We start from the raw sequence: 22,693 nt of genomic DNA on the forward strand, positions 1-22,693 counted from the left end.
CCCTCTTAGTGCTGCTCGCTTTTCAGTTTATCGATAGCGGCGGCAAAGTTCGGCAACCATTTTTCATGGGCCAGAATCAGGTCGCGCGCCAGCTTCTCGGCATCGCGATCGGACTGCACCAGCGGGCTCAGGTTCAGGGCCAGCAGCACGTCGTTCAGCTCGCCGCTGATCGCCGCCTGGCTTGCCGCCACTTCAAAGCCCTTAATGGTGTGGATCAGCCCCATCACCTTGTCGTCGAAATGAGTCAGACGCGGATGCGGCTTCGCGCCCTCGCGGCCGAGGATACAGGTCATCTCCACCGCCCAGTCCGCCGGGATGTTATCAATGTGGCCGTGGTGCGGCACGTTGACGTAATGCTCCGCCTGCTTGTCGTTGTAGATGGCGTTGATCACTTCGCAGGCCGCGTCGGAGTAATAAGCCCCGCCGCGCTGCTCCAGCTCTTTCGGCTTCACGTTCAGATCCGGGTTCTTATACAGATCGAACAGCTGTTTTTCCACCTTCTGCACCACCTGCGCGCGGGCGCCGCCTTTGTAGTACTCGCCCATCTCAATCGCCAGCATCTCTTTCAGCTTAAAGTAGTACAGCAGATAGGAGCACGGAAGCAGATTCAGGGAGCGGATCAGCCCTTCGCTGAACGGCAGGTCGAAGATGTTCTTCACCGAGCTGGCTTTCAGGGTGCCCGACGCTACGCCATCCAGCAGTTCCGCAAAGCGAGACTCGCCGTTGACCAGCACGTCTTTGATAAAGACCATATGGTTCAGGCCGAACAGGTCGATGGAGAGTTCGTCGTTGTCGGTCAGGGCCAGCACGTCGCGGATAAACATCTTCATGCCGATCGGAATATTACACACCCCGATAAAGCGTTTGAAATCGGTGTGGCGATAGACCGCTTCAGTCACCATGCCGGCCGGGTTGGTAAAGTTGATCACCCACGCCTGGGGGCAGATCTCCTGCACGTCTTTGATGATGTCGAACACCACCGGAATGGTACGCAGCCCTTTAAACAGGCCACCGGCACCGTTAGTCTCCTGACCCAGATAGCCGTAGCTCAGCGGGATACGCTCATCCAGCTCGCGCGCCTTCAGCTGGCCGACGCGCAGCTGGGTGGTGACGAAATCGGCATCCTGCAGCGCCTGGCGACGATCGAGGGTTTTATGCACGGTCATCGGGACGCCCGCTTTTTTCACCATCCGCTGACAGAGGTCAAAAATAATATCGAGCTTCTCCTGGCCTTCGGCCACGTCCACCAGCCACAGTTCGCTGACCGGCAGTTCATGATAACGCTTGAGGAACCCTTCCAGTAATTCCGGGGTGTAACTGCTTCCGCCGCCGATGGTCACTACTTTCAGTTTCTTTTGCATAATATTCTCCCTGGGAGATCCGCCAGTTAAGTATAGCGATCCCGTCCCACGTATTTGGGCAAGTATTGAAGTCGATATTCCCGGCGGCGATCCCGCCGGACGTTAATTAATTACCGTGATATTTTTCCGGTAGCTGTTAGGTGTAAACGAGGTCAATTTCTTAAAGGTTTTAATAAACAGGCTCGGACTGCTGTAACCGGATTCGTAAGCAATATCCGTCACCGAATAGTTGGTGATCTCCAGCTGTTTTCTGGCGAAATTGATCCGTATTTCATTAATAATTTGCACCGGCGTTTTCTGATAATAACGCTGGGTCGCCCGGGTCAGGTATTCCTGTGATTTACCCGAGAGCGCAACCATATTCTCCAGCGCGTTTTCACCAAAACGCAGTTTGTCGTGCATCATTTCAACGGTGGTGCGCAGCCATTGCGGAATGTCATCCGTCGCCTGCTGCTCTTCGCGATAATGGCGTAAGCGGTTGACGACGTAGAAGGTCACCGTTTCAATGAATTCATCAAATTCATTGTCACGAAAGTTAAGCGAGGCAATCACGGTGTCGATCCAGTTCAGGAATTCACTTTTGACGTGATAAACCTGCGAGGCGACAAAGCAGAACGGCAGCAGCGGCGCGTAGTGGGTGTCGAAGAAGCGTTTACTGATGCCGACGTTAAGAATGCGCGTGGCGCCAAAGTCGTAAAAGCTCTGATGATGGGAGCCCATCGGAATAAAGACGAAGTCTCCGCGCTCCAGCAGCACCCGCTTGCCGTTGATCTCCTGGAAATAGCGACCGGTCAGCACAATGGTGAATTCATAGTAGTCATGCTGATGCAGACCGCTGATGCTCTCCACCTTGTTGTAGATAAACACATGAAAATTTTTACCATTGAACAGCTGTTGTTCCCGGGCGGTAGTGATTTCCATGGCGCTGACCTCCTGCTATCCGTCTGACTTACTGCATTTTTTCGTGAAGTTCGATGAGTTCCGCCACCAGCTCACGCGCCAGCATGGAGGTCATCAGATGATCCTGGGCGTGTACCAGCACCAGGCTAACCTTCATCTTACCTTCACCCTGATCGCTTTCGATCAGTTTTGTTTGCACCAGATGCGCTTCATTCAGCGCGGTGCGCGACTGGGCCATCATCTCTTTCGCAGTGTCGAAATCGCCCTGCTTGGCTTTTTTCAGTGCGCCGTACGCCAGGCTACGGGCCTGACCGGAGTTAATGATAAGACCCATCACCACTTCTTCAAGGTCGTTCCCGGCGACGTCTTCTGCTTCTGCGACAATATTCTCTAAATCAAACATCTTGTTTTCTCCTGTACTGACGCGGGTTGCCCCGCGTCATACAACATCAGAATTTCAGGGCGAGGGCGATATCTTCTTCGCTCTCTTCTTCATCAATAGTGGTCTGGGCCTTGTTGGCGATGGCAACGAATGGCATGTAGAGCAGGGTTGCCACACCGAGGTTGAATATCGCCAGCAGGAAGGCGGCTACGCTGCCGTTGGTGTTAAAGAAGGCCCCCAGACCGGCTGGCATGGTCCACGGCGCGATGTTGGTCACCGGCGGGATAATGCCCAGGTAGTAGGCGGTCAGGGTAATGGCGGCCAGCAGCGGCTGCACCAGGATGAACGGAATGAACATCACCGGGTTCATGATAATCGGCAGACCGAAGAGGATAGGCTCGTTAATCTGGAAGATGCCTGACGGCAGCGCCAGCTTCGCCACCTGACGGTGATCCGCACGACGGGAGGTGATAAATACCGCAATGATCAGACCCAGCGTCGCCCCGGTACCGCCCAGGAAGATGTAGGAGTCGAGCATCGGTTTGGCCCACACGTGGAAGGTTTTACCTGCCGCCAGCGCCGCGTCAACGGAGCCGTACTGCTGATAAAGCGCCACGTTTTCCAGTGCCCATGGGGTCATGATGCCGCTGTCCAGCGCGGCCAGCGCCAGGGAGCCGTGCACGCCGAAGAACCACAGCAGGGAGGTGAAAATCACGTAAGCCCAGCCCACGACGCCACCCATAGAGGCCAGCGGTGTAGAGATAGTGTCCATGATGATCTGGTGGAAGTTGGTGCCCCAGTGAGAGAGCGCCCAGGCGATGGTCCCCATGATGGAGAGAATAATGAAGCCAGGGATCAGCGCCGAGAAAGAGCGGGACACCGACGCCGGCACGCTGTCCGGTAAACGAATCACCCAGTTGCGACGAATAATAAAGGTAAACATTTCCGCCACGACCAGGCCGATCACGATACCGGAAATGATGTTTGCCCCGCCCAGCCAGTTCGCCCCTACCGCGTAGGCTTCACCAACGCTGTATGGCGTCACGGTCATAAAGGCAGCGACAGATAATAAACCGGCAGCCAGCGAGTCGACCTTACGCTCTTCCGCCAGCGCCATCCCAATAAAGAAAGGCGCCATCAGCGACATAATACCCAGCGTACCGTTGTACACATTGCCGCCGATGGCCTTGAAACCATTTAACGTTTCAATAGTTGAGGGATCTAAACGAACACCTAATGAATAGAAGAATGAACCATCACCGAAGCTAAGAAAAACGTTGTTAATTAAAACGAACATGGCCCCGGCCAGGGTTAACGGCATAACTTTAATAAAGCCGTTTTTTATGGCGTTGACATGCGGTTGCTTTCCTATTTTAACTGCAAAAGGAAGGAGTACCTTTTCAAGCGCAGCAATAAATCTACTCATAGAAAATGCCCTTAAATGCCGCAATAATATTGCGGCGTAAGTGTGTGTGAAATTGCTCTTTGACGGGAAAAATAAAAAATTAAATTAATTAGCAGCTTTTTTAATCGCTGCTACTGCAGCTTTAAGAACACCTAAACCATCCACTTTGCCGTACAGCGCAGAGTCGATCACTTCAACCGGTTTATTCGGTAACAGACGTTGGATCTCCGGCAACATATAGGCAATTTGCGGCCCTAACAGAACGACATCTGCATGGGTGCCTTTCTCGCCTGCCAGGGTTTCCGGGAAAGCTTCAATGATGACCGGTACTTCGTACTTCTCTGCCTGCGCGCGCATCTTTGACACCAGCAGTGACGTTGACATGCCCGCTGAGCAAAACAGATAGATATGTTTCTTTTCCATAGCAATTTCCCTCTTATGTGCTCACCGCTTTCGCCGCGATATCCCCGCCTTGACCGACCGGGAGCCCTCGCTGGCGTATCTGATGAATGGAGTATACGGCAACTGATTTGGAGGGGATAATCCTAAAGAGACTACAATTGTCTCTCCTTGACCTGTCGTTATGACACCCTTCACATTTTAGGTAAATAATTCGCGGTGAGAATTAAGATGGGTAGCGACGTAAAAAAACCGGCCAGATGGCCGGTTTATCGCTTTGCTCAGGAAAAGGTGTTATCAGGCCTTAGGCGCCTGCGGATCAGTGTCGTATTCCGCACAGGTCTGGTAGCCGGAGTTTATCACGTGGCCAGTATCGTCGAGGGCCACAAAGTAAGTTTCAGTTTTACCATCCCGTTGACCCAGGATGTAAGTCTGGCAAGTACCACGAGCGTGGATCATCGTCACTTCTGATGACGGCTTACCGGCAAGCTGCTGTACCTGTGCACGGCTCATCCCTTTTTTAACGTCTTTTACGACGGGCTCTTTAAACTGGTCCGTCGTACGGTCATACGCGGTACACCCTGCCAGCAAAGTCATTACAGCCGCTGCGCCTAACATTCCTGCTAATTTCTTGTTCATATTCCGTCCTCTTGTTTATCAGCGTGTTAAGTAAGCCTGGAATAGAAAATCACATTTTTCAACCTCAAGCGTGACGGCAAAGATTTTTCGGAAAATTCCTGTAAAACATTTATAAGCTGCTAAATCGCCTGATTTCGAGCCATTCAAAAGGGTGATCCTTGTCGTTTTGTGCATGACGAGTTAGCTTTAACAGAACATTCATCAGGCAAATTTGTGTAACGGAGGGGCTAAATGGCTCTGCAACAAGAAATTATCCAGGCGCTGGGTGCCAAACCCACCATCAATGCGGAAGAAGAGATCCGCCGTAGCGTCGATTTTTTGAAATCCTATTTAACCCGCTTCCCGTTCCTGAAGTCGCTGGTGCTGGGCATCAGCGGCGGCCAGGACTCCACCCTCGCCGGGAAGCTCGCCCAGATGGCTATCAGCGAACTGCGTGCCGAAACGGGTAACGAGTCCCTGCAGTTCATCGCGGTGCGCCTGCCCTACGGCGTGCAGTTTGACGAGCAGGATTGCCAGGATGCCATCGCCTTTATCCAGCCGGATCGCGTGCTGACCGTAAATATTAAAGAAGCGGTGCTGGCCAGCGAAAAAGCGCTGCGCGACGCGGGCATTGAGCTGAGCGACTTCGTGCGCGGCAACGAAAAGGCCCGCGAGCGAATGAAAGCCCAGTACAGCATTGCCGGGATGACCAGCGGCGTGGTGGTGGGCACTGATCATGCCGCCGAAGCGCTGACCGGTTTCTTCACCAAATATGGCGACGGCGGCACCGACATTAACCCGCTGTTCCGTCTCAACAAGCGCCAGGGTAAACAGCTACTGGCCGCGCTGGGCTGCCCGGAGCATCTGTATAAGAAAGCCCCTACCGCGGATCTGGAAGACGATCGCCCTTCCCTGCCGGATGAGGCCGCGCTGGGCGTGACCTATGAAAACATTGACGATTATCTGGAAGGCAAGACGCTGGATGAAGGCACCGCCCGTATTATTGAAGGCTGGTATCTGAAGACCGAACACAAACGTCGCCCGCCGATCACGGTATTCGACGACTTCTGGAAACAGTAATTCTATCGGGGCGGCGTCTGCCGCCTCTTTTTTAACCACAGCACAGCTGCTACACTGTATGCCTGAACAGTATCAGGAGTAAGTTGTGAGCAGGCGTCAATCGGCACCGCGGCTTGAATTCGAAGCAGCAGCTATCTATGAGTATCCCGAACATCTTCGCCCGTGGCTTGAGGCCCTGCCCAAGCAGCCTGGGGTCTACTTCTTTCATGGCGACAGCGACGCCATGCCCCTTTATATCGGCAAAAGCGTCAATATTCGCAGCCGGGTACTGTCGCATCTGCGCACCCCGGACGAGGCCGCCATGCTGCGCCAGTCCCGGCGTATCACCTGGATCCAGACCGCAGGTGAGCTGGGCGCTCTGCTGCTGGAAGCCCGCTTAATCAAGGAGCAGCAGCCGCTGTTTAATAAACGGTTGCGCCGCAATCGTCAGCTCTGCTCCCTGCTCATCGCCGAGGGCAAACCGCAGATCGTCTATGCCCGCGAGGTCGATTTTTCCCATACCCCGAATCTGTTTGGCCTCTTCGCCAACCGCCGGGCGGCGCTGCAAACCTTACAGACGCTGGCCGATGAGCGTCAGCTCTGCTATGGCCTGCTGGGGCTGGAGTCGTTAAGCCGCGGGCGGGCCTGTTTCCGTTCTGCGCTGAAACGCTGCGCGGGCGCGTGCTGCGGGAAGGAGAGCGTTGAGGATCATCAGCAGCGGTTAGTCGAGGGGTTGCAGGCGATTGGCGTCACCTGCTGGCCGTGGGACAGCGCCGTGGCGCTGAAAGAGTCACGCCCGGATATGACCCACTACCACATCATCCATAACTGGCTCTGGCTGGGCGCGGTCGACAGTCTGGACGAGGCAGCGGACCTGCTGCGCACGCCCGCCGGTTTCGATCAGGATGGGTATAAAATTCTCTGCAAGCCGCTGCTGACCGGCAACTACGAGATCATTCCGCTCAGTGTCCCGGAAGCCAGAAAATCTCGCTGAACAGCAAAGTCCCTTCCTCCTTCAGCAGCCGCAGCGTATGGTCGCCATCATGCCACCATGCGCCCTGATCGGGGGTGAGCAGCTTCTCCCCCAGCTGCCAGGCGCCGCTCAATACAAACACGACGCCGCCGCGTGACGCAAAGGTCGTAAAGGTGCGATCTGCCACCCGCACCTTCGCCCGGCAGCGATCCCGGCGGGTCATGATATTAAAATCCATCGACATCTGCCCTTCCAGCAGCTGGGCCTTGACCGGCAGATCGCCGGCGAAGCTGAAAGGCTGATGACGCTGCAGCGTGTGCGTAAACGCATTCCCGCCATCCAGATGCACCTCTCCCCCCTCCAGCAGGGTGACCACCCGATCGATGCCGGGCGAGACCGAAAAGTCGCCGTTGCTGGCCAGAGAGGCGATACTGGCTCGCCAGTTAAATTCCCGGGTTGCCGGGGGAAAACAACATATTTCGCGCGTCTCACCGGCCCCGTTGCGCCAGAGGCTAACCGGCATTTTGCGGATATCAAAGAATTCCATCACCACTCCAAATGGCGCAATACGCACCAGAGCAACTCGCGCAGGGCGGTTGCATTTTGATTGTTATCGTTAGGTCATCACTGTGTAGTATCGGCAGATGTGCACAACGGCTTAGCATGACGACGAAAAAATCCGTAACGCCAGACATTTCAAATACATTGTGCAAATCGATAACAGGAGAATACCGGGATGGCGGCGGCTGGCAAGAGGCGGGAAAAGAAAAAACCGCCGGACCTGTCCACAGCGTATTCGCTTGGGTGAACAGGACTCCGGCGGTCTTGAATGGCTGAACCGATTATTCGGCTGGTGGGGTCATTTTACCTTCCGGCGCGGAACGTTCTGTCAGACGCTTCTCAAAATTCGCATCAAACTGTTTTTTCTGTTCCGGGGTCAGAATGTTGTAAATCTTGTTCTGGGTTTCCAGGTGCGCCAGCATACGGGCTTTGTTCTGCTCGGCCATCTTGTCGACCTGCGCCTGAGCTTTCGCTTTATCGAAGCTGCTGCTGGCGATGATGTCATGCATTGCGCGGCGCTCTTCTACCGGCGGACGCTTCATCTGGTCACGCTGGCTTTTCATGATGTCGCGGATCTGGGTTTTCTGCGCATCCGTCAGGTTCAGGTCTTTAAACATCATGTCGTGATGCATACCCGGCTTGCCCTTGTGATGCATCATTTTGCTTTCAGTCGGCGCTGCGGTGGTGGTGGCGGTATCCGCAGCGAACGCCGCGCTGGTAGCGCCCAGAGCCAGGGTAGAGGCAACAAACAGTGCAGTTAATTTACGCATAATTTTGTCCTTCCTTTCAGTTATTCTTCGGCGCTATGCCGTGTTGACGAGATTAACTTTACGGGGTTTATCGTCAATTAATCAGAGCAAGGGTAAAACAATGAAAGTGTAAAAAACAAAATATCGCCAAATATGGAGGAAATAAGGATAAAGCGTGGAGAGTTGAAACAAGAATATACATCAGACTGATTTTAAAGAGATTGTGAAGGAGTATACCGGGGAAGAGATTAATAATAAAGCAAACAGCCAGGAATAATCCGTAATAAAACAGCAGGCAAATGAAATGGCTGAGAAAATAAACAACCCCACCGCGTGATGATGATGGGGTTATTGGGTTTCAGGAGACTTTTTCCAGCATCAGCCCGGCGCGTAAGCCAAAGGCCACGGTAGGGTTCGGGAAAAGAACATACTCGGTCGGCTTGTGCACTTCATAGCGCTCCTCGCCATCCTCTGCCAGCAAAATGCCCTGGCGGAAGGGGGTAAAGTTCAGGGTATGCGCCGCCATGTGCAGCACAAAGGCCTCGCTGCGGCGGGTGATCTGCTGCACCACCCGGTACTGCTCCACTGGCTCAGCATGCTGCTCTGGCGTCTCGCCGCTCAGCAAGGCATACAGCGCCTGATGGGTGGTGGCAAAGCGGGTTAGATCGTTATGGCCGAACGGCAATGCTTTGCCCAGCTCCAGAGTACAGGCCAGAGCGCCAAAGCGTTCGCAGCTAAAATGGGTGAAGGTGCCGCCCGGTGCCTGATGAAAGACCAGCGCCTCCAGCCCGGCATCTCCCAGCCACTGAATAAAAGCCTCATCCCAGGGCTGACTGCGCTGGGGCAGTACGCCAAAACGTTCATGATACGAGGCGCGGATGGCGGTGTGCAGATCCAGATGCCAGCGTTCGTCACCCGCCTGCTGGTAAAACGCCGTCACCCGCTCCTCCAGCAGGGCCGCCCGCGCGGTCTCATCGCAGGCCGGAAACTGCGCTCCGCGCCCGCTGAACAGGCGGTTGATATCGCAGGTCAGGTAGCGCTTGCCAGCCCTCAGCGCTGGCGGGTTACCGTAGATGACAAGCAGGCGGCAGCGCAGCGTCAGTTCGCCGCGAAACAGCGCCCTGACCAGCAGGTCGACGATCTCCACCGGCGCGGTTTCGTTGCCGTGGATCCCGGCCGAGAGGACCAGAGCGCGCGTGCTCGCCACCTCCGGCGTCAGCTCCAGCACCCCGCGAGCCAGCCAGCGCCAGTGAAACGACGCCCCTCTGCCTTCGCGGTGGGGAGGCGTTTCATCGGCCATCGTCAGCGCCAGAAAGTTTTCCATCACGCCTCCTTTATTGCTGGAACGGGTAGATTGACCCGAGCTGCAGAATTTGAGTCAGGGCATCCAGCGCCTCGCGCCCTTCGCGCAACAGGTGCGGATCCACCAGGTCAGCCTGGGTCAGGCGGTCGCGATAGTAGCGATCCACCCAATCATTGAGGGTGTTGAACAGGGTCTCGTTCATCATCACCGCCGGGTTGACCGCCCGCTGCTCCTCTGGGGTCAGCACCACGCGCAGGCGCAGACACGCCGGGCCGCCACCGTTAGCCATACTCTCGCGCAGATCGAACACCCGCAGCTCGCTGATAGGGTTGTCCTCCGCCACCAGCCCACTCAGATAGCGCCAGACGCCCGGGTGATCCTGCGACTCCTGCGGCAGAACCAGCATCATACTGCCGTCGTCCCGGCTCAGCAGCTGGCTGTTAAACAGATAGGTCGCGACCGCGTCCTGCACCGAGACCGCCTCAGTGGGCACTTCGATGGGCATAAAGCCGGGTACCCGCTCGCGCAGGGCCTGCAATAGCTCCGCCTGGCGCACAAACGCCTGCTCGTGGCAGAAGAGCACCTGACGGTTGGAGACGGCGATCACGTCGTTATGGAACACCCCCTGGTCAATCACCAGCGGGTTTTGCTGGGCAAACATCAGCTGCCCCGGATTCACCTGGTTCAGCCTGGCAACCGCCTGGCTTGCGGCCAGGGTCTGGCGGGCCGGGTAGCGGGCCGGTGCCTCATTGCCCCCCTCTTCACGGCCATAGACAAACAGCTGCAGGCCCGGTTCGCCGTAGTCGCCGCCGAGGCGATTATGGTTGGCCGCCCCTTCGTCACCGAACATCGCCACCTGCGGCAGCGCCGTATGGACGCTGAAGCGGGAGTCGTCGCGGAAAATAGCGCGCAGCACCTTTTCGGTGGTGCCGGCTTCGCTGGCGCGGTGGAACTTATTGTTCAGATTGGCCACCGTCAGATGCACTTTCCCGTCGAGGGTGTCCGCCGATGGGGCTATCGTCGCGGCATTGGCGACCCACATCGAGGAGGCTGAGCTGGCGGCAGAGAGCAGCTGTGGCATCTGGGTGCCCGCCTTCTCCACCACCTGTTCATCGGTACCGGTAAAGCCGAGCTGGCGCAGCACGCCGACGTTAGGCCGCTCCTGGGGCGGGATCACCGCCTGAGGAAAGCCTGCATCCGCCAGGGCTTTCATCTTTAACAGCCCCTGCTTTGCCGCCAGCTGCGGGTTGGAGATCTGAAAACGGTGTCTGGTCGAGGCCTCATTGCCGAACGACAGACCGGCATAGTGGTGGGTCAGGCCCACCAGCCCGTCAAAGTTAACCTCACGCGCTTTCATGGCGCTTCTCCTGTGTAAAATCGAGGCCCGGACTCAGCTGCTCCGGCAGGACGATGGCCGGGGTTTCGAGGCTCGCCATCGGCCAGGCGCAGTAATCTGCCGCATACCAGGCGCTGGCGCGATGGTTACCGGAGGCCCCGACTCCGCCAAAGGGTGCGGTACTTGCCGCGCCGGTGAGCGGTTTGTTCCAGTTGACGATCCCGGCGCGCGCCTCCAGCAGCAGCTGGTCGAATTTCTGGCGATCCGGGGAGATCAGCCCGCACGACAGGCCATAGCGCGTGGCGTTAGCCATCGCAATCGCCTGGTCGAAATCGTCATAGCGCCAGACGCAGAGCAGCGGACCAAAGACCTCTTCGTCCGGCACATCGCCCACGCCGGTCATCTCGACGATGCCCGGGGTTAATAAAGAGGTACCCGCCCGCACCAGGCGCGGATCCAGCAGCGACTGGCCGCCGCGGGCAACGTGCTCCCGCCAGACGTGATAGACGTTTTTCGCCGCCTGCTCGGAGATCAGCCCGCCGATAAACGGCTGGTCGCTGGCATCCCACGCGCCCGGCAGCAGACGCCCGCTCACCTCCACCAGACGGGCGAGGAAGGCATCTCCTTCCGCACCGCTTTTCACCAGCAGACGACGGGCGCAGGTGCAGCGCTGTCCGGCGGTGATAAAGGCCGACTGAATGGTGAGGTGAACCGCGGCGTCGATATCCGCCGGGTCGTCGACGATCAGGGCATTGTTGCCGCCCATCTCAAGGGCCAGAATTTTTTCCGGCTGCCCGGCCAGCTGGCGGTGCAGCTGGTAGCCGGTGCCAGCGCTGCCGGTGAACAGCAGGCCGTCAATGTCGCTCAGGGCACTCAGCGCCTGACCGGTTTCGCGCCCGCCCTGCACCAGATTGAGCACGCCCGGCGGCAGGCCGGCCTGCTCCCACAGTTTAACCACCGCCTCGCCGCTCCACGGCGTCAGCTCGCTCGGCTTGAAGATCAGGGTATTACCCGCCAGCAGCGCGGGCACGATATGGCCGTTCGGCAGATGGCCGGGGAAGTTATAGGGGCCGAACACGGCCAGCACACCGTGCGGACGATGGCGCAGGGTGGCGGCGCCGTCGGCCATCTCGGTATGCTGCTCGCCGGTACGGGTGTGGTAAGCCTTCACCGAGATGGCGATTTTGTTGATCATCGCGGTGATTTCGGTCGCCGCTTCCCAGCGCGGCTTGCCGGTTTCGCTGGCAATGACGCGGGTCAGCTCCTGTTTGTTGGCCTCCAGCAGGGCGGCAAATTTCTCCACGATGGCCTGACGGGAAGTGAATGGCAGCTTCGCCCAGCCCGGGAAAGCCGCGCGCGCCGCACGGCACGCCTGCTCAACCTGCACAGCGCTGGCATCCGCGCCCTGCCATAACACCTCCTGACCCACCGGATTGTGTTTGGTACGTGGTTCACCTTCGCCGGTCACCCAGTCGCCATTAATCCATAAGTTCATGCTGTTTTCTCCTCAGCGCACAGGCGCACCATGCGAATACGATCGCCGGCACGGCATTTCAGGGCGTCCAGTTGGGCTGCGGTCAGCACCAGACGTTCACAGTCAGGATCCACGCGGACCAGCGTGGCGCGGAACTGGTTATATTGTTCATTGGCCACCAGGCAAGCGGGCCATTCGCCCGGCGCAGGCTGGCCTTCGGCCACCTCCACCAGACGGCTTTTTCGGATCGCCCGCACCCGGTCGATATCGCACTCCAGCGTCGGGCCGCCGTCAAAGATGTCGACATAGTTGCGGTAGCGGAAACCCTCTTTCTCCAGCACCGCGCGCGCCGGGGCGGTGTGCGGATGCACCTGGCCAATAACGGCCTGCGCCTCGGGGCTGAGGAAATAGGTATAGATAGGATGTTTCGGCATCAGCTCGGCAATAAAGGCTTTCTGCCCGGTGCCGCACAGGTAGTCGGCCTTGCTGAACTCCATGGAGAAGAAGCGTTCGCCCAGGCTTTGCCAGAACGGCGAGAAGCCGGTTTCGTCGATCACGCCGCGCATCTCGGCCACCACTTTTTCGTTGAAGCGATCGCGGAAGGCGGCCATAAACAGAAAGCGTGATTTGGAGAGCAGGTAGCCGTTGCCCTCCTTGCGCCAGTCTGGGTCAAGAAACAGGCTACAGAGTTCGCTGCTGCCGGTGTGATCGTTACTGAGGAACAGCGTCGGCAGCGCGTTATAGACGTTCAGCTCTTTCGAGGCGTGCACCAGGGTGCCGACGCGGTAGTTGTACCAGGGATCGTTCAGACCCACCGCCACTTCGATGGCGCAGATCCCGGCCACGGTTCCGCTGTCGGTATCTTCCAGCACAAACACGTAACCCTGTTCGCCTTTCGGCAGCGTCCCTTGCCAGGTCTCCAGCGAGCGCTCGATGCGCGCCGAGAGGGTCTTTTCATCAACGGGAAGCGAGGTCAGCCCGCCTCCCGTTTTACCGGCAAGCTGCATGAGGGCGGATAAATCCCCGCGCTCAATGGGACGGATGACCATCATGATGACACCCCGGACTTCACACGATCGCAGGCCAGCGCAAAGCGATCTAACCCGGTCTGCACTTCTTCCTCGCTGACGATCAGCGCAGGTGCAAAGCGCACCACGTTAGCCCCGGCGATCAACACCATCACGCCCGCTTTTGCCGCTTCCTGTGAAATAAGTTTAGCTTTTCCGGCGAATTCGTCCGTGAGCACACAGCCAATCAGCAGCCCCAGACCGCGGATTTCTTTGAACAGGCCGGTTTTGCTGTTAATAGCCTGCAGGCGCTCGACGAACCACTGGTGACGCTGCTTGACGCCGGTCAGCACTTCCGGGGTGTTGATGATATCCAGCACCTGACCGGCTACGGCCGATGCCAGCGGGTTACCGCCGTAGGTGGTGCCGTGGGTGCCAACGGTCATCACCCGGGCGAATTTGTCGGTGGTCAGCATCGCACCCACCGGGAAGCCGCCGCCGAGGGCCTTGGCGGTGGAGAGCACGTCCGGCGTGACGCCATAGTGCATATAGGCATACAGCTCGCCGGTGCGGCCAACGCCGGTCTGGACTTCATCAAAAATCAGCACCGCGTTGTGGCGATCGCACAGCTCGCGCAGCCCCTGCAGGAAGGCTTTATCCGCCGGCAGCACGCCGCCCTCGCCCTGCATTGGCTCAACGATCACCGCGCAGGTGGTATCGTCGATCAGCGCGCTGGCGGACTGTAAATCGTTATAGACCGCGTGGCGGATATCCGGCGGCAGCGGCGCAAAATCCTGGGAATAGGAAGGCTGACCGCCCGCGCTGACGGTAAACAGGGTGCGGCCGTGGAAGGCATTTTTGAAGGCGACGATGCCGCTCTTCTGGCTGCCAAAGTTATCGTGAGCGTATTTACGCGCCAGCTTCAGCGCCGCTTCGTTGGCTTCGGCCCCGGAGTTACAGAAGAACACTTTTTCGGCGAAGGTGGCGTCGATCAGTTTTTTCGCCAGCCGTAGCGCCGGTTCGTTGGTGTAGCCGTTGCCGGTATGCCAGAACTTCGCCGCCTGGTCGTTCAGCGTCTGGCGCAGCGCCGGATGGGCGTGGCCCAGGGCGTTAACCGCAATGCCGCCGGCGAAGTCGATATACTCTTTGCCCTGCTGATCCCACAGGCGTGAGCCCTCTCCCCGTACCGGAATAAAAGCCGCCGGGGCGTAAACCGGCATCATCCATTCATCAAAGTTTTCACGCGTAATTGACAGAGACATAGCGACCTCATCCGGTAAATAAAAGGTTGATTAAATGTTAAATATTTTAGTGTTTGCGCTGTAAATGTAGATTGCAGCGATCGTGCCAGCCAGCGATAAAAATGCATAAACGGGGTGGGGTAACGGAATATCAACGAGTTACAATATGGAGTTATTCACTGTTATTGCATATAAAGTGAATATTTTTACAACAAGCGCGGCTTTGCCGGATGAAAAACAGCTGTTTTATGCAGAAGCCAAATATAATTCTGGAATTGTGATCGCTGGCGAAATTTGTGGTCCCTTTACGCGCCATTTGAGGGCATCACGCGCCAGATCGGTGCAAATATTGCACTGTCGAAACCCTCTGTCGCAGTAATTGGTCGAACATACGCAGCGGCGGCAGTCAGCCCAACGAAATTCTGCTACCATCCTTGCACTATTCACCTTGCACTGGCAGCGACTATGAAATTTGTCTCTTTTAATATCAACGGCCTGCGCGCTCGTCCTCATCAACTGCAAGCCATCGTCGAACAACATCAGCCTGACGTCATCGGCCTGCAGGAGACAAAAGTTCACGACGATATGTTCCCTCTCGAAGAGGTGGCCAAACTGGGCTACAACGTCTTCTATCACGGTCAGAAAGGCCATTACGGCGTGGCGCTGCTCACCAAAGAGACGCCGGTCTCGGTGCGTCGCGGCTTCCCGGGCGACGGTGAAGATTCCCAGCGCCGCATCATCATGGCGGAAATTCCCTCTTCGCTGGGCAACATCACCGTGATCAATGGTTACTTCCCGCAGGGCGAGAGCCGCGACCATCCGCTGAAGTTCCCGGCCAAAGAGAAGTTCTACCAGGATCTGCAGTCGTTCCTCGAAAGCGAGCTGAACAAAGAGAATCCGGTTCTGATCATGGGCGACATGAACATCAGCCATACCGATCTCGATATCGGCATCGGCGAAGACAGCCGCAAACGCTGGCTGCGCACCGGGAAGTGCTCCTTCCTGCCGGAAGAGCGCGAGTGGATGGCGCGTCTGATGGACTGGGGTCTGGTGGATACCTTCCGCCACGTCAATCCGGAGACCCAGGATCGCTTCTCGTGGTTTGACTACCGTTCCAAAGGCTTCGACGATAACCGCGGCCTGCGCATCGACCTGCTGTTGGCAAGCAGCCCGCTGGCAGAGCGCTGCATTGAAACCGGGATCGACTACGAGATCCGCAGCATGGAAAAACCGTCCGACCACGCCCCGGTATGGGCAACATTCGACGTAAAATGAATGGCCGCCAACAGCCGTAAAATTCTCCTTTTATGCGCCCTTCTGGGCGCATTTGTTGTTATGTATACGCAACTGCCTCCCGGCACCCTGACGCTGGAAAATCTCCAGGCGCGACACCAGGCGCTGCTGCTTTACTGTCAGCAGGCCCCGATCCAGAGCGCCACCCTCTTTTTTATGCTCTACGTGCTGGTCACCACCCTTTCGCTGCCGGGCGCTGCGCTGCTAACGCTCCTCGGCGGGGCGCTGTTCGGCCTCTGGCCGGGGATCCTGCTGGTCTCCTTCGCCGCCACGCTGGGCGCCACCCTGGCCATGCTGGTCAGCCGCTATCTGCTGCGCGACTGGGTACAGCGCCGCTTTGCCGGGCCGATGCGCACCGTGAATGACGGGATTGCACGGGACGGGGCCTTTTATCTGTTTGCCCTGCGCCTGATGCCGCTGTTCCCTTTCTTTGTGGTCAACCTGCTGGCTGGCGTGACAACCCTCGAGGTGCGGCGCTACTGGTGGGTTAGCCAGCTCGGAATGCTGCCCGGTGCGGTGGTTTTTCTCAATGCCGGCCACCAGTTAGGGCAGATCGCCTCGCTGCGTGATATCCTCTCGCCCGGCGTGGTTTTTGCCTTCACGCTACTGGGCCTGCTGCCGCTCATTACCCGCTGGCTGTTTGCCCGCTTTTCCCGACCTTCTCCATAACAGGGGGCATTATGCGGCGTGTGCGTTTTTGCATGTTATTAACCGGCCTGCTGATAGCAGGATCGGCGCTGGCCAATGATAGCTGGCAGAAAACCAAAGAGGACGCCCGGGGCCAGACCGTCTGGTTTAACGCCTGGGGCGGCGATGCGGCGGTGAACCGCTATCTGGACTGGGTGAGCGGCGAGATGAAAAGCCACTACGCTATCACCCTGAAAATTGTCCGTCTGGCGGATGCCGCCGATGCGGTGAAACGTATCCAGACCGAGGCCAGCGCCGGGCGCAAAACCAACGGCTCGGTCGACCTGCTGTGGGTCAACGGCGAGAACTTCCGCACCCTGAAAACCGCCGGGCTGCTGCAGACCGGATGGGCGCAAAGCCTGCCCAACTGGCGCTATGTCGATACCACCAAGCCGGTGACCGAAGATTTCGCCATCCCGACCGAGGGGGCTGAATCCCCGTGGGGCAGCGCGCAGCTCACCTTTATCGCCAGCCGCAAGACCCTGCCGCAGCCGCTGGCCGACCCGCAGGCGCTGCTGGCCTACGCCACGCAATATCCCGGTACTGTCACCTACCCGCGCCCGCCCGACTTTACCGGCACCGCGTTTCTGGAACAGCTCCTGCTGACGCAAACCACCCTGCCGGATGCCCTGAAACAGCCGCCGGACAGCGCCACCTTTGCCGCGGTCACCGCCCCGCTGTGGGCGTATCTGGATAAGCTGCATCCCCACCTGTGGCGCGAGGGCAAGGATTTCCCGCCGTCACCGGCGCGGATAGACGCCCTGCTGAGCAGCGGCAATTTAGGCCTGTCGATCACCTTTAACCCGGCCCACGCCCGGCAAAAGGTGACCAGCAAAGAGCTACCCGCCGACAGCTACAGCTTTGGTTTTCAACAGGGAATGATAGGTAACGTCCACTTTGTGGCGATCCCGGCCAATGCCTCTGCCAGCGCGGGCGCGAAAGTCGTCGCTAACTTTTTACTCTCGCCGCAGGCGCAGATCCGCAAGGCGGACCCGGCCCACTGGGGCGATCCGAGCGTGCTGGATCCTCAGACCCTCCCTGCGGCGCAAGCCGCGCAAATGCGTCAGTTTATCCCGGCAGAACTTCCGGCGACGCTCGGGGAACCCCATGCTGCCTGGGTTAACGCGCTGGAGCAGGAATGGCTGCGTCGTTACGGCACCCACTAAGCGGGCTCGCCTGGCTGCTGATGGCTGCGGTGTATCTGCCGCTGCTGCCCGCTTTCGTCCTGCTGCTACCGCCGATCTTTTCACTTGAGAACTGGCGGGCGCTGGCCGCGGATCCGCAGCTGCCGCAGGCGCTGATCGCTACCCTGGTATCCACCCTGATTGCCGCCGCCGGGGCGCTGCTGCTGGCCCTGGCGGTAGTTGCCGCGCTGTGGCCCGGTAGCCGCTGGCGACGGCTGTGCAACCACCTCCCCTGGCTGCTGGCGATCCCTCACGTGGCCTTTGCGGTCAGCGTGCTGCTGATTTTTGCCGAAGGCGGCGAACTTTACCGCCTCTGTTCGATCTGCTCCCCGGTGCTGGATCGCTACGGGATCGGGCTCGGCCTGACCCTCGCCGTCAAGGAGAGCGCATTTGTTCTCTGGGCGATTTACGCCTCGCTGCCGGAAAAAGAACTGGCGCAAAAAGTGACCGTGCTGCGATCGCTGGGCTATGGCCGCTGGCAGGCCCTGCGCTGGCTGATCCTGCCCGCCATTGCCCCGGCGCTGGGAGCAGTGATGCTGGCGACGATCGCCTGGACGCTGTCGGTAGTGGATGTGGCCCTGATCCTCGGGCCGGGTAATCCTCCCACCCTGGCGGTGCTGGCCTGGCAGTGGCTGTCGCAGGGGGATGCCCATCAGCAGGCTAAAGGGATGCTGGTGTGCGTAATCCTGCTGCTCATCCTGGAGCTGATCGCCGTCGCGCTGTTTATCGGCTGGCGACGCTGGTGCCGCACCATCCCGGACATCTCCGGGGAACGCCCCACGCCGCGCCCGCTGAGAGTGGGACGCGCCTGCGGCCTGCTGCTGCCGTTAGCGGGCATCGTCAGCGTGGCGGTCCTGGTGCTGGTGGCAGGCGACGCCAGCGTCTCCCGCGACACGGCGGCGGTGAGCCTGACGCTGGGACTCTCTTCGGCGGCCCTTGCGCTGGGAATGATCCTGCTCTGGCTGGAGTGGGGCCCGCAGCGCGGCGGTTTCTGGGTCTGGCTCCCCCTGGCGCTCCCCGCCCTGCCGCTGGTGGCCGGACAGTATCAGCTGGCGTTGCTGCTGCAGCTCGACGGGCAGTGGATTGCCGTGCTGTGGGGACATTTACTGTGGGTGCTGCCGTGGATGCTGCTGGTGATGCAGCCGGCCTGGCGCCGGCTCGATCCGCGAACGATCCTGATTGCCCGCACTCTCGGCTGGGGATCGCTTAAAATATTCTGGCTGATCAAATGCCCGCAGATGATCCGCCCGGCGCTCACCGCCTTTGCCGTCGGGTTTTCCGTCAGTATGGCGCAGTATCTGCCCACCCTGTGGCTGGGCAGCGGTCGGTTTGCCACGCTGACTACCGACGCCGTGGCGCTCAGCAGCGGCGGCAGTAGCGCCGTGCTGGCGGCCCAGGCGCTGTGGCAGTTGCTACTGCCGATGCTGGTCTTCGCGGCCTGCATCCTGCTTTCCCGGCTGATAGGCCGCTTTCGACAGGGGTTACGTTAATGCTGATAGTCAAGGATGTTTCGCTCTCGCTGCGCCAGACGACGCTGCTGCACAACGTCAGTTTCGAGGTGCAGCCAGGCGAGATCCTCACCCTGATGGGCCCGTCCGGCAGCGGGAAATCGTCGCTGTTTGCCTGGATGATCGGCGCTCTGCCAGGTGATTTTCGCGCCACGGGGGAGCTGTGGATCAATGCCCGCCGCTGCGATGCCCTGCCCACCGAGCAGCGGAAGCTGGGATTGCTGTTTCAGGATGCGTTGCTCTTCGATCACTTCAGCGTCGGGCAAAATCTGCTGCTGGCGCTCCCGGCGGCGGTAAAAGGCGAGGCGCGCAAACAGCAGGTCAACGACGCGCTGGACGCGGCGGATCTGAGCGGCTTCTTTCATCGCGATCCCGCCACGCTCTCCGGCGGGCAGCGCGCCCGGGTGAGCCTGCTCCGCGCCCTGCTGGCCCAGCCGCAGGCGCTGCTGCTTGATGAGCCTTTCAGCCGTCTGGATAAAAATCTGCGCGACCAGTTCCGCCGCTGGGTGTTCGCTGAGGTGCGTACCCGGCAGATCCCGGTGGTTCAGGTGACGCACGATGAGGACGATATTTCCGCGGATGGGCAGGTGCTGCCGATGGCAGGCTGGCAATGAATCCCGCGACATCCTGCGCAAACGCAACGTTTTTTGTCGGGCAGAAAGCCACAATGTCGGCTCAATTTTTTACGATCGGGCATTTCGATGAAACGTGTTTCTCACCTGGCCGCGCTGACCGTCGCTTTAGGTCTCGCCTCTTTCTCCACCTTCGCCGCTGACATGGCGCATTCCCTCACGCTGACCGAGCTTCAGCAGCAACAAGGTTCGATTATTGATACCCGCGCCAGCGCCTTCTATAACGGCTGGCCGCAGAGCCTGAACGGCCCTTCCGGTCACGAGCCTGCCGCGCTCAATCTTTCCGCCAGCTGGCTTGGGGCGATGAACGAGAGCCAGCTGAAAACCTGGGCGGCACAGCACCAGCTGACACCGACGACCCCGGTGGCCTTGTACGGTAGCGACAGCGATAACCAGGCCGTCAAGGCGCGGCTGAATCAGGCGGGTTACAGCCAAGTGACGCTGCTGAATGATGCCCTGAAAACCCCGGCGCGTCTCCAGCGCCTCGCCCACTTTGAACAACTGGTCTACCCGCAGTGGCTGCACCAGCTCCAGCAGGGTAAACCGGTGACAGCCGCTCCCGCCGGGGAGTGGAAAGTGATCGAAGCCGCCTGGGGTGCGCCGAAATTTTATCTGCTGAGCCATATTCCCGGCGCGGACTATATCGACACCAACGAAGTGGAAAGCGAGCCGCTGTGGAACAAAGTTTCCGATGCCGATCTAAAAGCAATGCTGGCAAAACATGGGATCCGCCATGACACCACGGTGATCCTCTACGGCCGCGACGTCTATGCCGCCGCGCGCGTGGCGCAGATCATGCTGTATGCCGGAGTGAAAGATGTCCGCCTGCTGGACGGCGGCTGGAAAACCTGGAGCGATGCAAACCTGCCGGTCGAGCGCGGTACGCCGGGCAAGGTGACGCCTGCGACCGATTTTGGCGCGCCGATCCCCGGTCAACCACAGCTGATGTTGAATACCGAACAGGCCCGCGGCCTGCTGCACCGTAAGGACGCCTCGCTGGTCAGCATCCGTTCATGGCCGGAATTTACCGGCGTGACCAGCGGCTACAGCTATATCAAGCCAAAAGGTGAGATCGCAGGTGCCCGCTGGGGTCATGCCGGGAGCGACTCGACCCATATGGAAGATTTCCACAACCCGGATGGCACCATGCGTACCGCAGACGACATCGCCGGGATGTGGAAACAGTGGAACATTCTGCCGGATCAGCAGGTGGCGTTTTACTGCGGCACCGGCTGGCGGGCATCAGAGACCTTTATGTATGCCCGGGCGATGGGCTGGAAAAATGTCGGCGTTTATGACGGCGGCTGGTACGAATGGAGCAGCAACCCGAACAACCCGGTCGCGACCGGTGAACGCGGGCCAGAGAGCTCACTCTGATCCCGGCTGACGCTGAACCGCCTTCAGCGTCAGATACCCACTCCAGATGCGCGTTGCGGTGGTGAGCCAGCACAACGCGCCGAATAGCCACGACAGCCAGGCAAAGTGCGCCGGGAACAGGCAACAGAGCACAAACAGCAGAATCGTTTCGGTGCCTTCCGTCAGCCCTCCGATATAGTAAAACGATTTATGGGCATAGCCCGGATTGTCGATGTCATGCTTCGCCGCCAGCGCGGCAAATGCCAGAAAGCTGCTGCCGGTGCCGATGAAGGCGAACAGTAGCCAGGCCGCCGGCAAGGCATTTACCGCAGGATTTGCCAGGGCAAATCCAAAGGGTACCAGGGCATAAAACAGAAAATCGAGGGCGATATCGAGAAAGCCCCCGGCATCGGTTAACCCGCGCCGCCGCGCCAATGCCCCATCCAGCCCGTCCAGCAACCGGTTCAGCACAATCGCCACCAGCGCCGCCAGATACCAGCCCAGCGCCAGAAACGGCAGCGCCAGCACCCCGATAGCAAAGCCGATCAGCGTTATCCCGTCCGGGGTGATGCCCGGTTTATCCAGCTTCATGACCAGCCGGTTAAGCAGCGGTTTCAGGCGCGGATGAAGGTGGCGGTCAAGCATCCTTTTTTTCTCCGGGCATGGCGCAGAGCCCCTGGGAAGGGATATCCAGCGCGGCATTGAAGCGCGCCGACAGGTTCTGAAAAGCGAGCAGCGCGGTCATCTCGGTAATCACCTCTTCGCGATAGTGACGGCGCAATGCCGCTTTGAGGGTATCGTCCACCATCGGCGGCGTGGCGGTAACCGCCTCGGCATAGGCCAGCGCGGCGCGCTCCTGATCACTGAACAGCGAGCTGTCGCGCCAGGTCGCCACGGCCTGCACTTTCTCCAGCCCGCCGCAGCGTTCCGCCAGGCGCAGGGCATTGGCATCGATGCAGAACGCACAGTGGCACACCTGCGAGACGCGGGTCATCAGCAGCGAACGCAGCACCGGGTCGAGAGGCGATTTTTTTCGCTCCAGGAAGCCGACAAACAGCGCCACCAGCCAGAACAGTCGGGGCATTCTCCCCCACCAGCGCAGCGGATTCAGCACCGCGCCATAATGTTTTTTCTGCATCCTGGCGATTGGCGTTAGACTGGCGGGGATGGATTCGATGGGTTTAACCCAGACTGGCGGTAACTCTTTCACAGGAGACTCCCTGGTCGCTAATAAATACGTCGATCCTAACCCTTTCTCTCTCAAC

General features: G+C 58.9%; 24 protein-coding genes. 9 read left to right on the top strand and 15 right to left on the bottom strand.

What is annotated here, in order from left to right:
* Positions 1–5 precede the first annotated feature (5 nt).
* The 6 genes from V7Q49_RS06910 to osmE all read right to left on the bottom strand — a co-directional run bounded on the left by V7Q49_RS06910 (position 6) and on the right by osmE (position 5,086).
* Positions 6–1,361: a 6-phospho-beta-glucosidase gene (locus V7Q49_RS06910; protein ID WP_333849999.1), complete on the bottom strand. Its 1,356-nt coding sequence runs from the start codon at positions 1,359–1,361 to the stop codon at positions 6–8.
* 102 nt (positions 1,362–1,463) lie between these two features.
* A complete protein-coding gene (gene chbR / locus V7Q49_RS06915) occupies positions 1,464–2,282 on the bottom strand; it encodes a transcriptional regulator ChbR (RefSeq protein ID WP_333850000.1) in 819 nt (272 codons plus the stop codon).
* 28 nt (positions 2,283–2,310) lie between these two features.
* The gene (chbA, locus tag V7Q49_RS06920; protein WP_333850001.1) at positions 2,311–2,664 is read right to left on the bottom strand and encodes a PTS N,N'-diacetylchitobiose transporter subunit IIA; all 354 of its coding nucleotides are present in this window, start codon (positions 2,662–2,664) and stop codon (positions 2,311–2,313) included.
* 46 nt (positions 2,665–2,710) lie between these two features.
* The gene (gene chbC, locus V7Q49_RS06925) at positions 2,711–4,069 is read right to left on the bottom strand and encodes a PTS N,N'-diacetylchitobiose transporter subunit IIC (RefSeq protein WP_333850002.1); all 1,359 of its coding nucleotides are present in this window, start codon (positions 4,067–4,069) and stop codon (positions 2,711–2,713) included.
* A gap of 84 nt (positions 4,070–4,153) precedes the next feature.
* Entirely contained in the window at positions 4,154–4,471 is a 318-nt protein-coding gene (gene chbB / locus V7Q49_RS06930; protein WP_333850003.1) for a PTS N,N'-diacetylchitobiose transporter subunit IIB, read from the bottom strand.
* Positions 4,472–4,744: 273 nt separating this feature from the next.
* On the bottom strand, positions 4,745–5,086 hold the full coding sequence (gene osmE, locus V7Q49_RS06935) for an osmotically-inducible lipoprotein OsmE (RefSeq protein WP_333850004.1): 342 nt from the start codon (positions 5,084–5,086) through the stop codon (positions 4,745–4,747).
* A 231-nt stretch (positions 5,087–5,317) separates the two neighbouring features.
* Here osmE and nadE point away from each other — a divergent pair, with 231 nt between their 5' ends.
* Both nadE and cho read left to right on the top strand, forming a co-directional pair.
* On the top strand, positions 5,318–6,145 hold the full coding sequence (gene nadE, locus V7Q49_RS06940; RefSeq protein ID WP_032617717.1) for an ammonia-dependent NAD(+) synthetase: 828 nt from the start codon (positions 5,318–5,320) through the stop codon (positions 6,143–6,145).
* Positions 6,146–6,230: 85 nt separating this feature from the next.
* Entirely contained in the window at positions 6,231–7,118 is an 888-nt protein-coding gene (cho, locus tag V7Q49_RS06945; protein WP_333850005.1) for an excinuclease Cho, read from the top strand.
* Here the strand turns inward: cho and ves are convergent.
* The 7 genes from ves to astC all read right to left on the bottom strand — a co-directional run bounded on the left by ves (position 7,087) and on the right by astC (position 14,789).
* Positions 7,087–7,644 carry an environmental stress-induced protein Ves gene (ves, locus tag V7Q49_RS06950; protein WP_333850006.1) on the bottom strand — a complete coding sequence of 186 codons (558 nt, stop codon included), beginning with the start codon at positions 7,642–7,644 and terminating at the stop codon, positions 7,087–7,089. The genes cho and ves overlap by 32 nt on opposite strands.
* A 295-nt stretch (positions 7,645–7,939) precedes the next feature.
* A complete protein-coding gene (gene spy / locus V7Q49_RS06955) occupies positions 7,940–8,428 on the bottom strand; it encodes an ATP-independent periplasmic protein-refolding chaperone Spy (RefSeq protein WP_333850007.1) in 489 nt (162 codons plus the stop codon).
* A gap of 337 nt (positions 8,429–8,765) precedes the next feature.
* A complete protein-coding gene (gene astE / locus V7Q49_RS06960; protein WP_333850008.1) occupies positions 8,766–9,731 on the bottom strand; it encodes a succinylglutamate desuccinylase in 966 nt (321 codons plus the stop codon).
* A 10-nt stretch (positions 9,732–9,741) separates the two neighbouring features.
* Positions 9,742–11,067: an N-succinylarginine dihydrolase gene (gene astB, locus V7Q49_RS06965; RefSeq protein WP_333850009.1), complete on the bottom strand. Its 1,326-nt coding sequence runs from the start codon at positions 11,065–11,067 to the stop codon at positions 9,742–9,744.
* Positions 11,054–12,541 (bottom strand): succinylglutamate-semialdehyde dehydrogenase, encoded by a 1,488-nt coding sequence (gene astD, locus V7Q49_RS06970; RefSeq protein WP_333850010.1) that lies wholly within the window; start codon positions 12,539–12,541, stop codon positions 11,054–11,056. Before astD ends, astB begins: the two co-directional genes overlap by 14 nt.
* Positions 12,538–13,572: an arginine N-succinyltransferase gene (gene astA, locus V7Q49_RS06975; protein ID WP_333850011.1), complete on the bottom strand. Its 1,035-nt coding sequence runs from the start codon at positions 13,570–13,572 to the stop codon at positions 12,538–12,540. The genes astD and astA overlap by 4 nt, the downstream gene beginning before the upstream one ends.
* Complete coding sequence (gene astC / locus V7Q49_RS06980) at positions 13,569–14,789, bottom strand: succinylornithine/acetylornithine transaminase (RefSeq protein WP_333850012.1); 1,221 nt, start codon at positions 14,787–14,789, stop codon at positions 13,569–13,571. The genes astA and astC overlap by 4 nt, the downstream gene beginning before the upstream one ends.
* Positions 14,790–14,934: 145 nt before the next feature.
* On the opposite strand from astC, the gene V7Q49_RS06985 reads away from it, so the two are divergent.
* The 7 genes from V7Q49_RS06985 (at position 14,935) to V7Q49_RS07015 (ending at position 21,449) form a co-directional block, all read left to right on the top strand.
* On the top strand, positions 14,935–15,147 hold the full coding sequence (locus tag V7Q49_RS06985; RefSeq protein ID WP_333850013.1) for a hypothetical protein: 213 nt from the start codon (positions 14,935–14,937) through the stop codon (positions 15,145–15,147).
* Between the two features lie 86 nt (positions 15,148–15,233).
* On the top strand, positions 15,234–16,043 hold the full coding sequence (gene xthA, locus V7Q49_RS06990; RefSeq protein WP_333850014.1) for an exodeoxyribonuclease III: 810 nt from the start codon (positions 15,234–15,236) through the stop codon (positions 16,041–16,043).
* A 60-nt stretch (positions 16,044–16,103) separates the two neighbouring features.
* Positions 16,104–16,730, top strand: a complete 627-nt coding sequence (locus tag V7Q49_RS06995) for a TVP38/TMEM64 family protein (protein ID WP_333850015.1) — start codon at positions 16,104–16,106, stop codon at positions 16,728–16,730.
* A 20-nt stretch (positions 16,731–16,750) separates the two neighbouring features.
* Positions 16,751–17,914 (top strand): ABC transporter substrate-binding protein, encoded by a 1,164-nt coding sequence (locus tag V7Q49_RS07000; protein ID WP_442913060.1) that lies wholly within the window; start codon positions 16,751–16,753, stop codon positions 17,912–17,914.
* Positions 17,887–19,422, top strand: a complete 1,536-nt coding sequence (locus tag V7Q49_RS07005; RefSeq protein ID WP_333850016.1) for a thiamine ABC transporter permease — start codon at positions 17,887–17,889, stop codon at positions 19,420–19,422. Before V7Q49_RS07000 ends, V7Q49_RS07005 begins: the two co-directional genes overlap by 28 nt.
* Entirely contained in the window at positions 19,422–20,054 is a 633-nt protein-coding gene (locus V7Q49_RS07010; RefSeq protein WP_333850017.1) for an ATP-binding cassette domain-containing protein, read from the top strand. Before V7Q49_RS07005 ends, V7Q49_RS07010 begins: the two co-directional genes overlap by 1 nt.
* Before the next feature lie 87 nt (positions 20,055–20,141).
* Positions 20,142–21,449 carry a rhodanese-like domain-containing protein gene (locus tag V7Q49_RS07015; protein WP_333850018.1) on the top strand — a complete coding sequence of 436 codons (1,308 nt, stop codon included), beginning with the start codon at positions 20,142–20,144 and terminating at the stop codon, positions 21,447–21,449.
* Here V7Q49_RS07015 and V7Q49_RS07020 read toward each other — a convergent pair.
* Both V7Q49_RS07020 and V7Q49_RS07025 read right to left on the bottom strand, forming a co-directional pair.
* Complete coding sequence (locus V7Q49_RS07020; protein WP_333850019.1) at positions 21,441–22,073, bottom strand: CDP-alcohol phosphatidyltransferase family protein; 633 nt, start codon at positions 22,071–22,073, stop codon at positions 21,441–21,443. The two genes, V7Q49_RS07015 and V7Q49_RS07020, sit on opposite strands and share 9 nt — an antisense overlap.
* Positions 22,066–22,566: a carboxymuconolactone decarboxylase family protein gene (locus tag V7Q49_RS07025; RefSeq protein WP_333850504.1), complete on the bottom strand. Its 501-nt coding sequence runs from the start codon at positions 22,564–22,566 to the stop codon at positions 22,066–22,068. Before V7Q49_RS07025 ends, V7Q49_RS07020 begins: the two co-directional genes overlap by 8 nt.
* Between the last annotated feature and the right edge of the window lie 127 nt (positions 22,567–22,693).

This window comes from Leclercia sp. (genome assembly GCF_036780805.1).
Lineage (GTDB): Bacteria > Pseudomonadota > Gammaproteobacteria > Enterobacterales > Enterobacteriaceae > Enterobacter.

Bases quoted from the DNA above. Each gene is read 5' to 3' on its own strand.
- V7Q49_RS06910 (WP_333849999.1), bottom strand. From the start codon at position 1,361: ATGCAAAAGAAACTGAAAGTAGTGACCATCGGCGGCGGAAGCAGTTAC.
- chbR (WP_333850000.1), bottom strand. From the start codon at position 2,282: ATGGAAATCACTACCGCCCGGGAACAACAGCTGTTCAATGGTAAAAAT.
- chbA (WP_333850001.1), bottom strand. From the start codon at position 2,664: ATGTTTGATTTAGAGAATATTGTCGCAGAAGCAGAAGACGTCGCCGGG.
- chbC (WP_333850002.1), bottom strand. From the start codon at position 4,069: ATGAGTAGATTTATTGCTGCGCTTGAAAAGGTACTCCTTCCTTTTGCA.
- chbB (WP_333850003.1), bottom strand. From the start codon at position 4,471: ATGGAAAAGAAACATATCTATCTGTTTTGCTCAGCGGGCATGTCAACG.
- osmE (WP_333850004.1), bottom strand. From the start codon at position 5,086: ATGAACAAGAAATTAGCAGGAATGTTAGGCGCAGCGGCTGTAATGACT.
- nadE (WP_032617717.1), top strand. From the start codon at position 5,318: ATGGCTCTGCAACAAGAAATTATCCAGGCGCTGGGTGCCAAACCCACC.
- ves (WP_333850006.1), bottom strand. From the start codon at position 7,644: ATGGAATTCTTTGATATCCGCAAAATGCCGGTTAGCCTCTGGCGCAAC.
- spy (WP_333850007.1), bottom strand. From the start codon at position 8,428: ATGCGTAAATTAACTGCACTGTTTGTTGCCTCTACCCTGGCTCTGGGC.
- astE (WP_333850008.1), bottom strand. From the start codon at position 9,731: ATGGAAAACTTTCTGGCGCTGACGATGGCCGATGAAACGCCTCCCCAC.
- astB (WP_333850009.1), bottom strand. From the start codon at position 11,067: ATGAAAGCGCGTGAGGTTAACTTTGACGGGCTGGTGGGCCTGACCCAC.
- astD (WP_333850010.1), bottom strand. From the start codon at position 12,541: ATGAACTTATGGATTAATGGCGACTGGGTGACCGGCGAAGGTGAACCA.
- astA (WP_333850011.1), bottom strand. From the start codon at position 13,572: ATGATGGTCATCCGTCCCATTGAGCGCGGGGATTTATCCGCCCTCATG.
- astC (WP_333850012.1), bottom strand. From the start codon at position 14,789: ATGTCTCTGTCAATTACGCGTGAAAACTTTGATGAATGGATGATGCCG.
- V7Q49_RS06985 (WP_333850013.1), top strand. From the start codon at position 14,935: ATGGAGTTATTCACTGTTATTGCATATAAAGTGAATATTTTTACAACA.
- xthA (WP_333850014.1), top strand. From the start codon at position 15,234: ATGAAATTTGTCTCTTTTAATATCAACGGCCTGCGCGCTCGTCCTCAT.
- V7Q49_RS06995 (WP_333850015.1), top strand. From the start codon at position 16,104: ATGTATACGCAACTGCCTCCCGGCACCCTGACGCTGGAAAATCTCCAG.
- V7Q49_RS07005 (WP_333850016.1), top strand. From the start codon at position 17,887: ATGGCTGCGTCGTTACGGCACCCACTAAGCGGGCTCGCCTGGCTGCTG.
- V7Q49_RS07010 (WP_333850017.1), top strand. From the start codon at position 19,422: ATGCTGATAGTCAAGGATGTTTCGCTCTCGCTGCGCCAGACGACGCTG.
- V7Q49_RS07015 (WP_333850018.1), top strand. From the start codon at position 20,142: ATGAAACGTGTTTCTCACCTGGCCGCGCTGACCGTCGCTTTAGGTCTC.
- V7Q49_RS07020 (WP_333850019.1), bottom strand. From the start codon at position 22,073: ATGCTTGACCGCCACCTTCATCCGCGCCTGAAACCGCTGCTTAACCGG.
- V7Q49_RS07025 (WP_333850504.1), bottom strand. From the start codon at position 22,566: ATGCAGAAAAAACATTATGGCGCGGTGCTGAATCCGCTGCGCTGGTGG.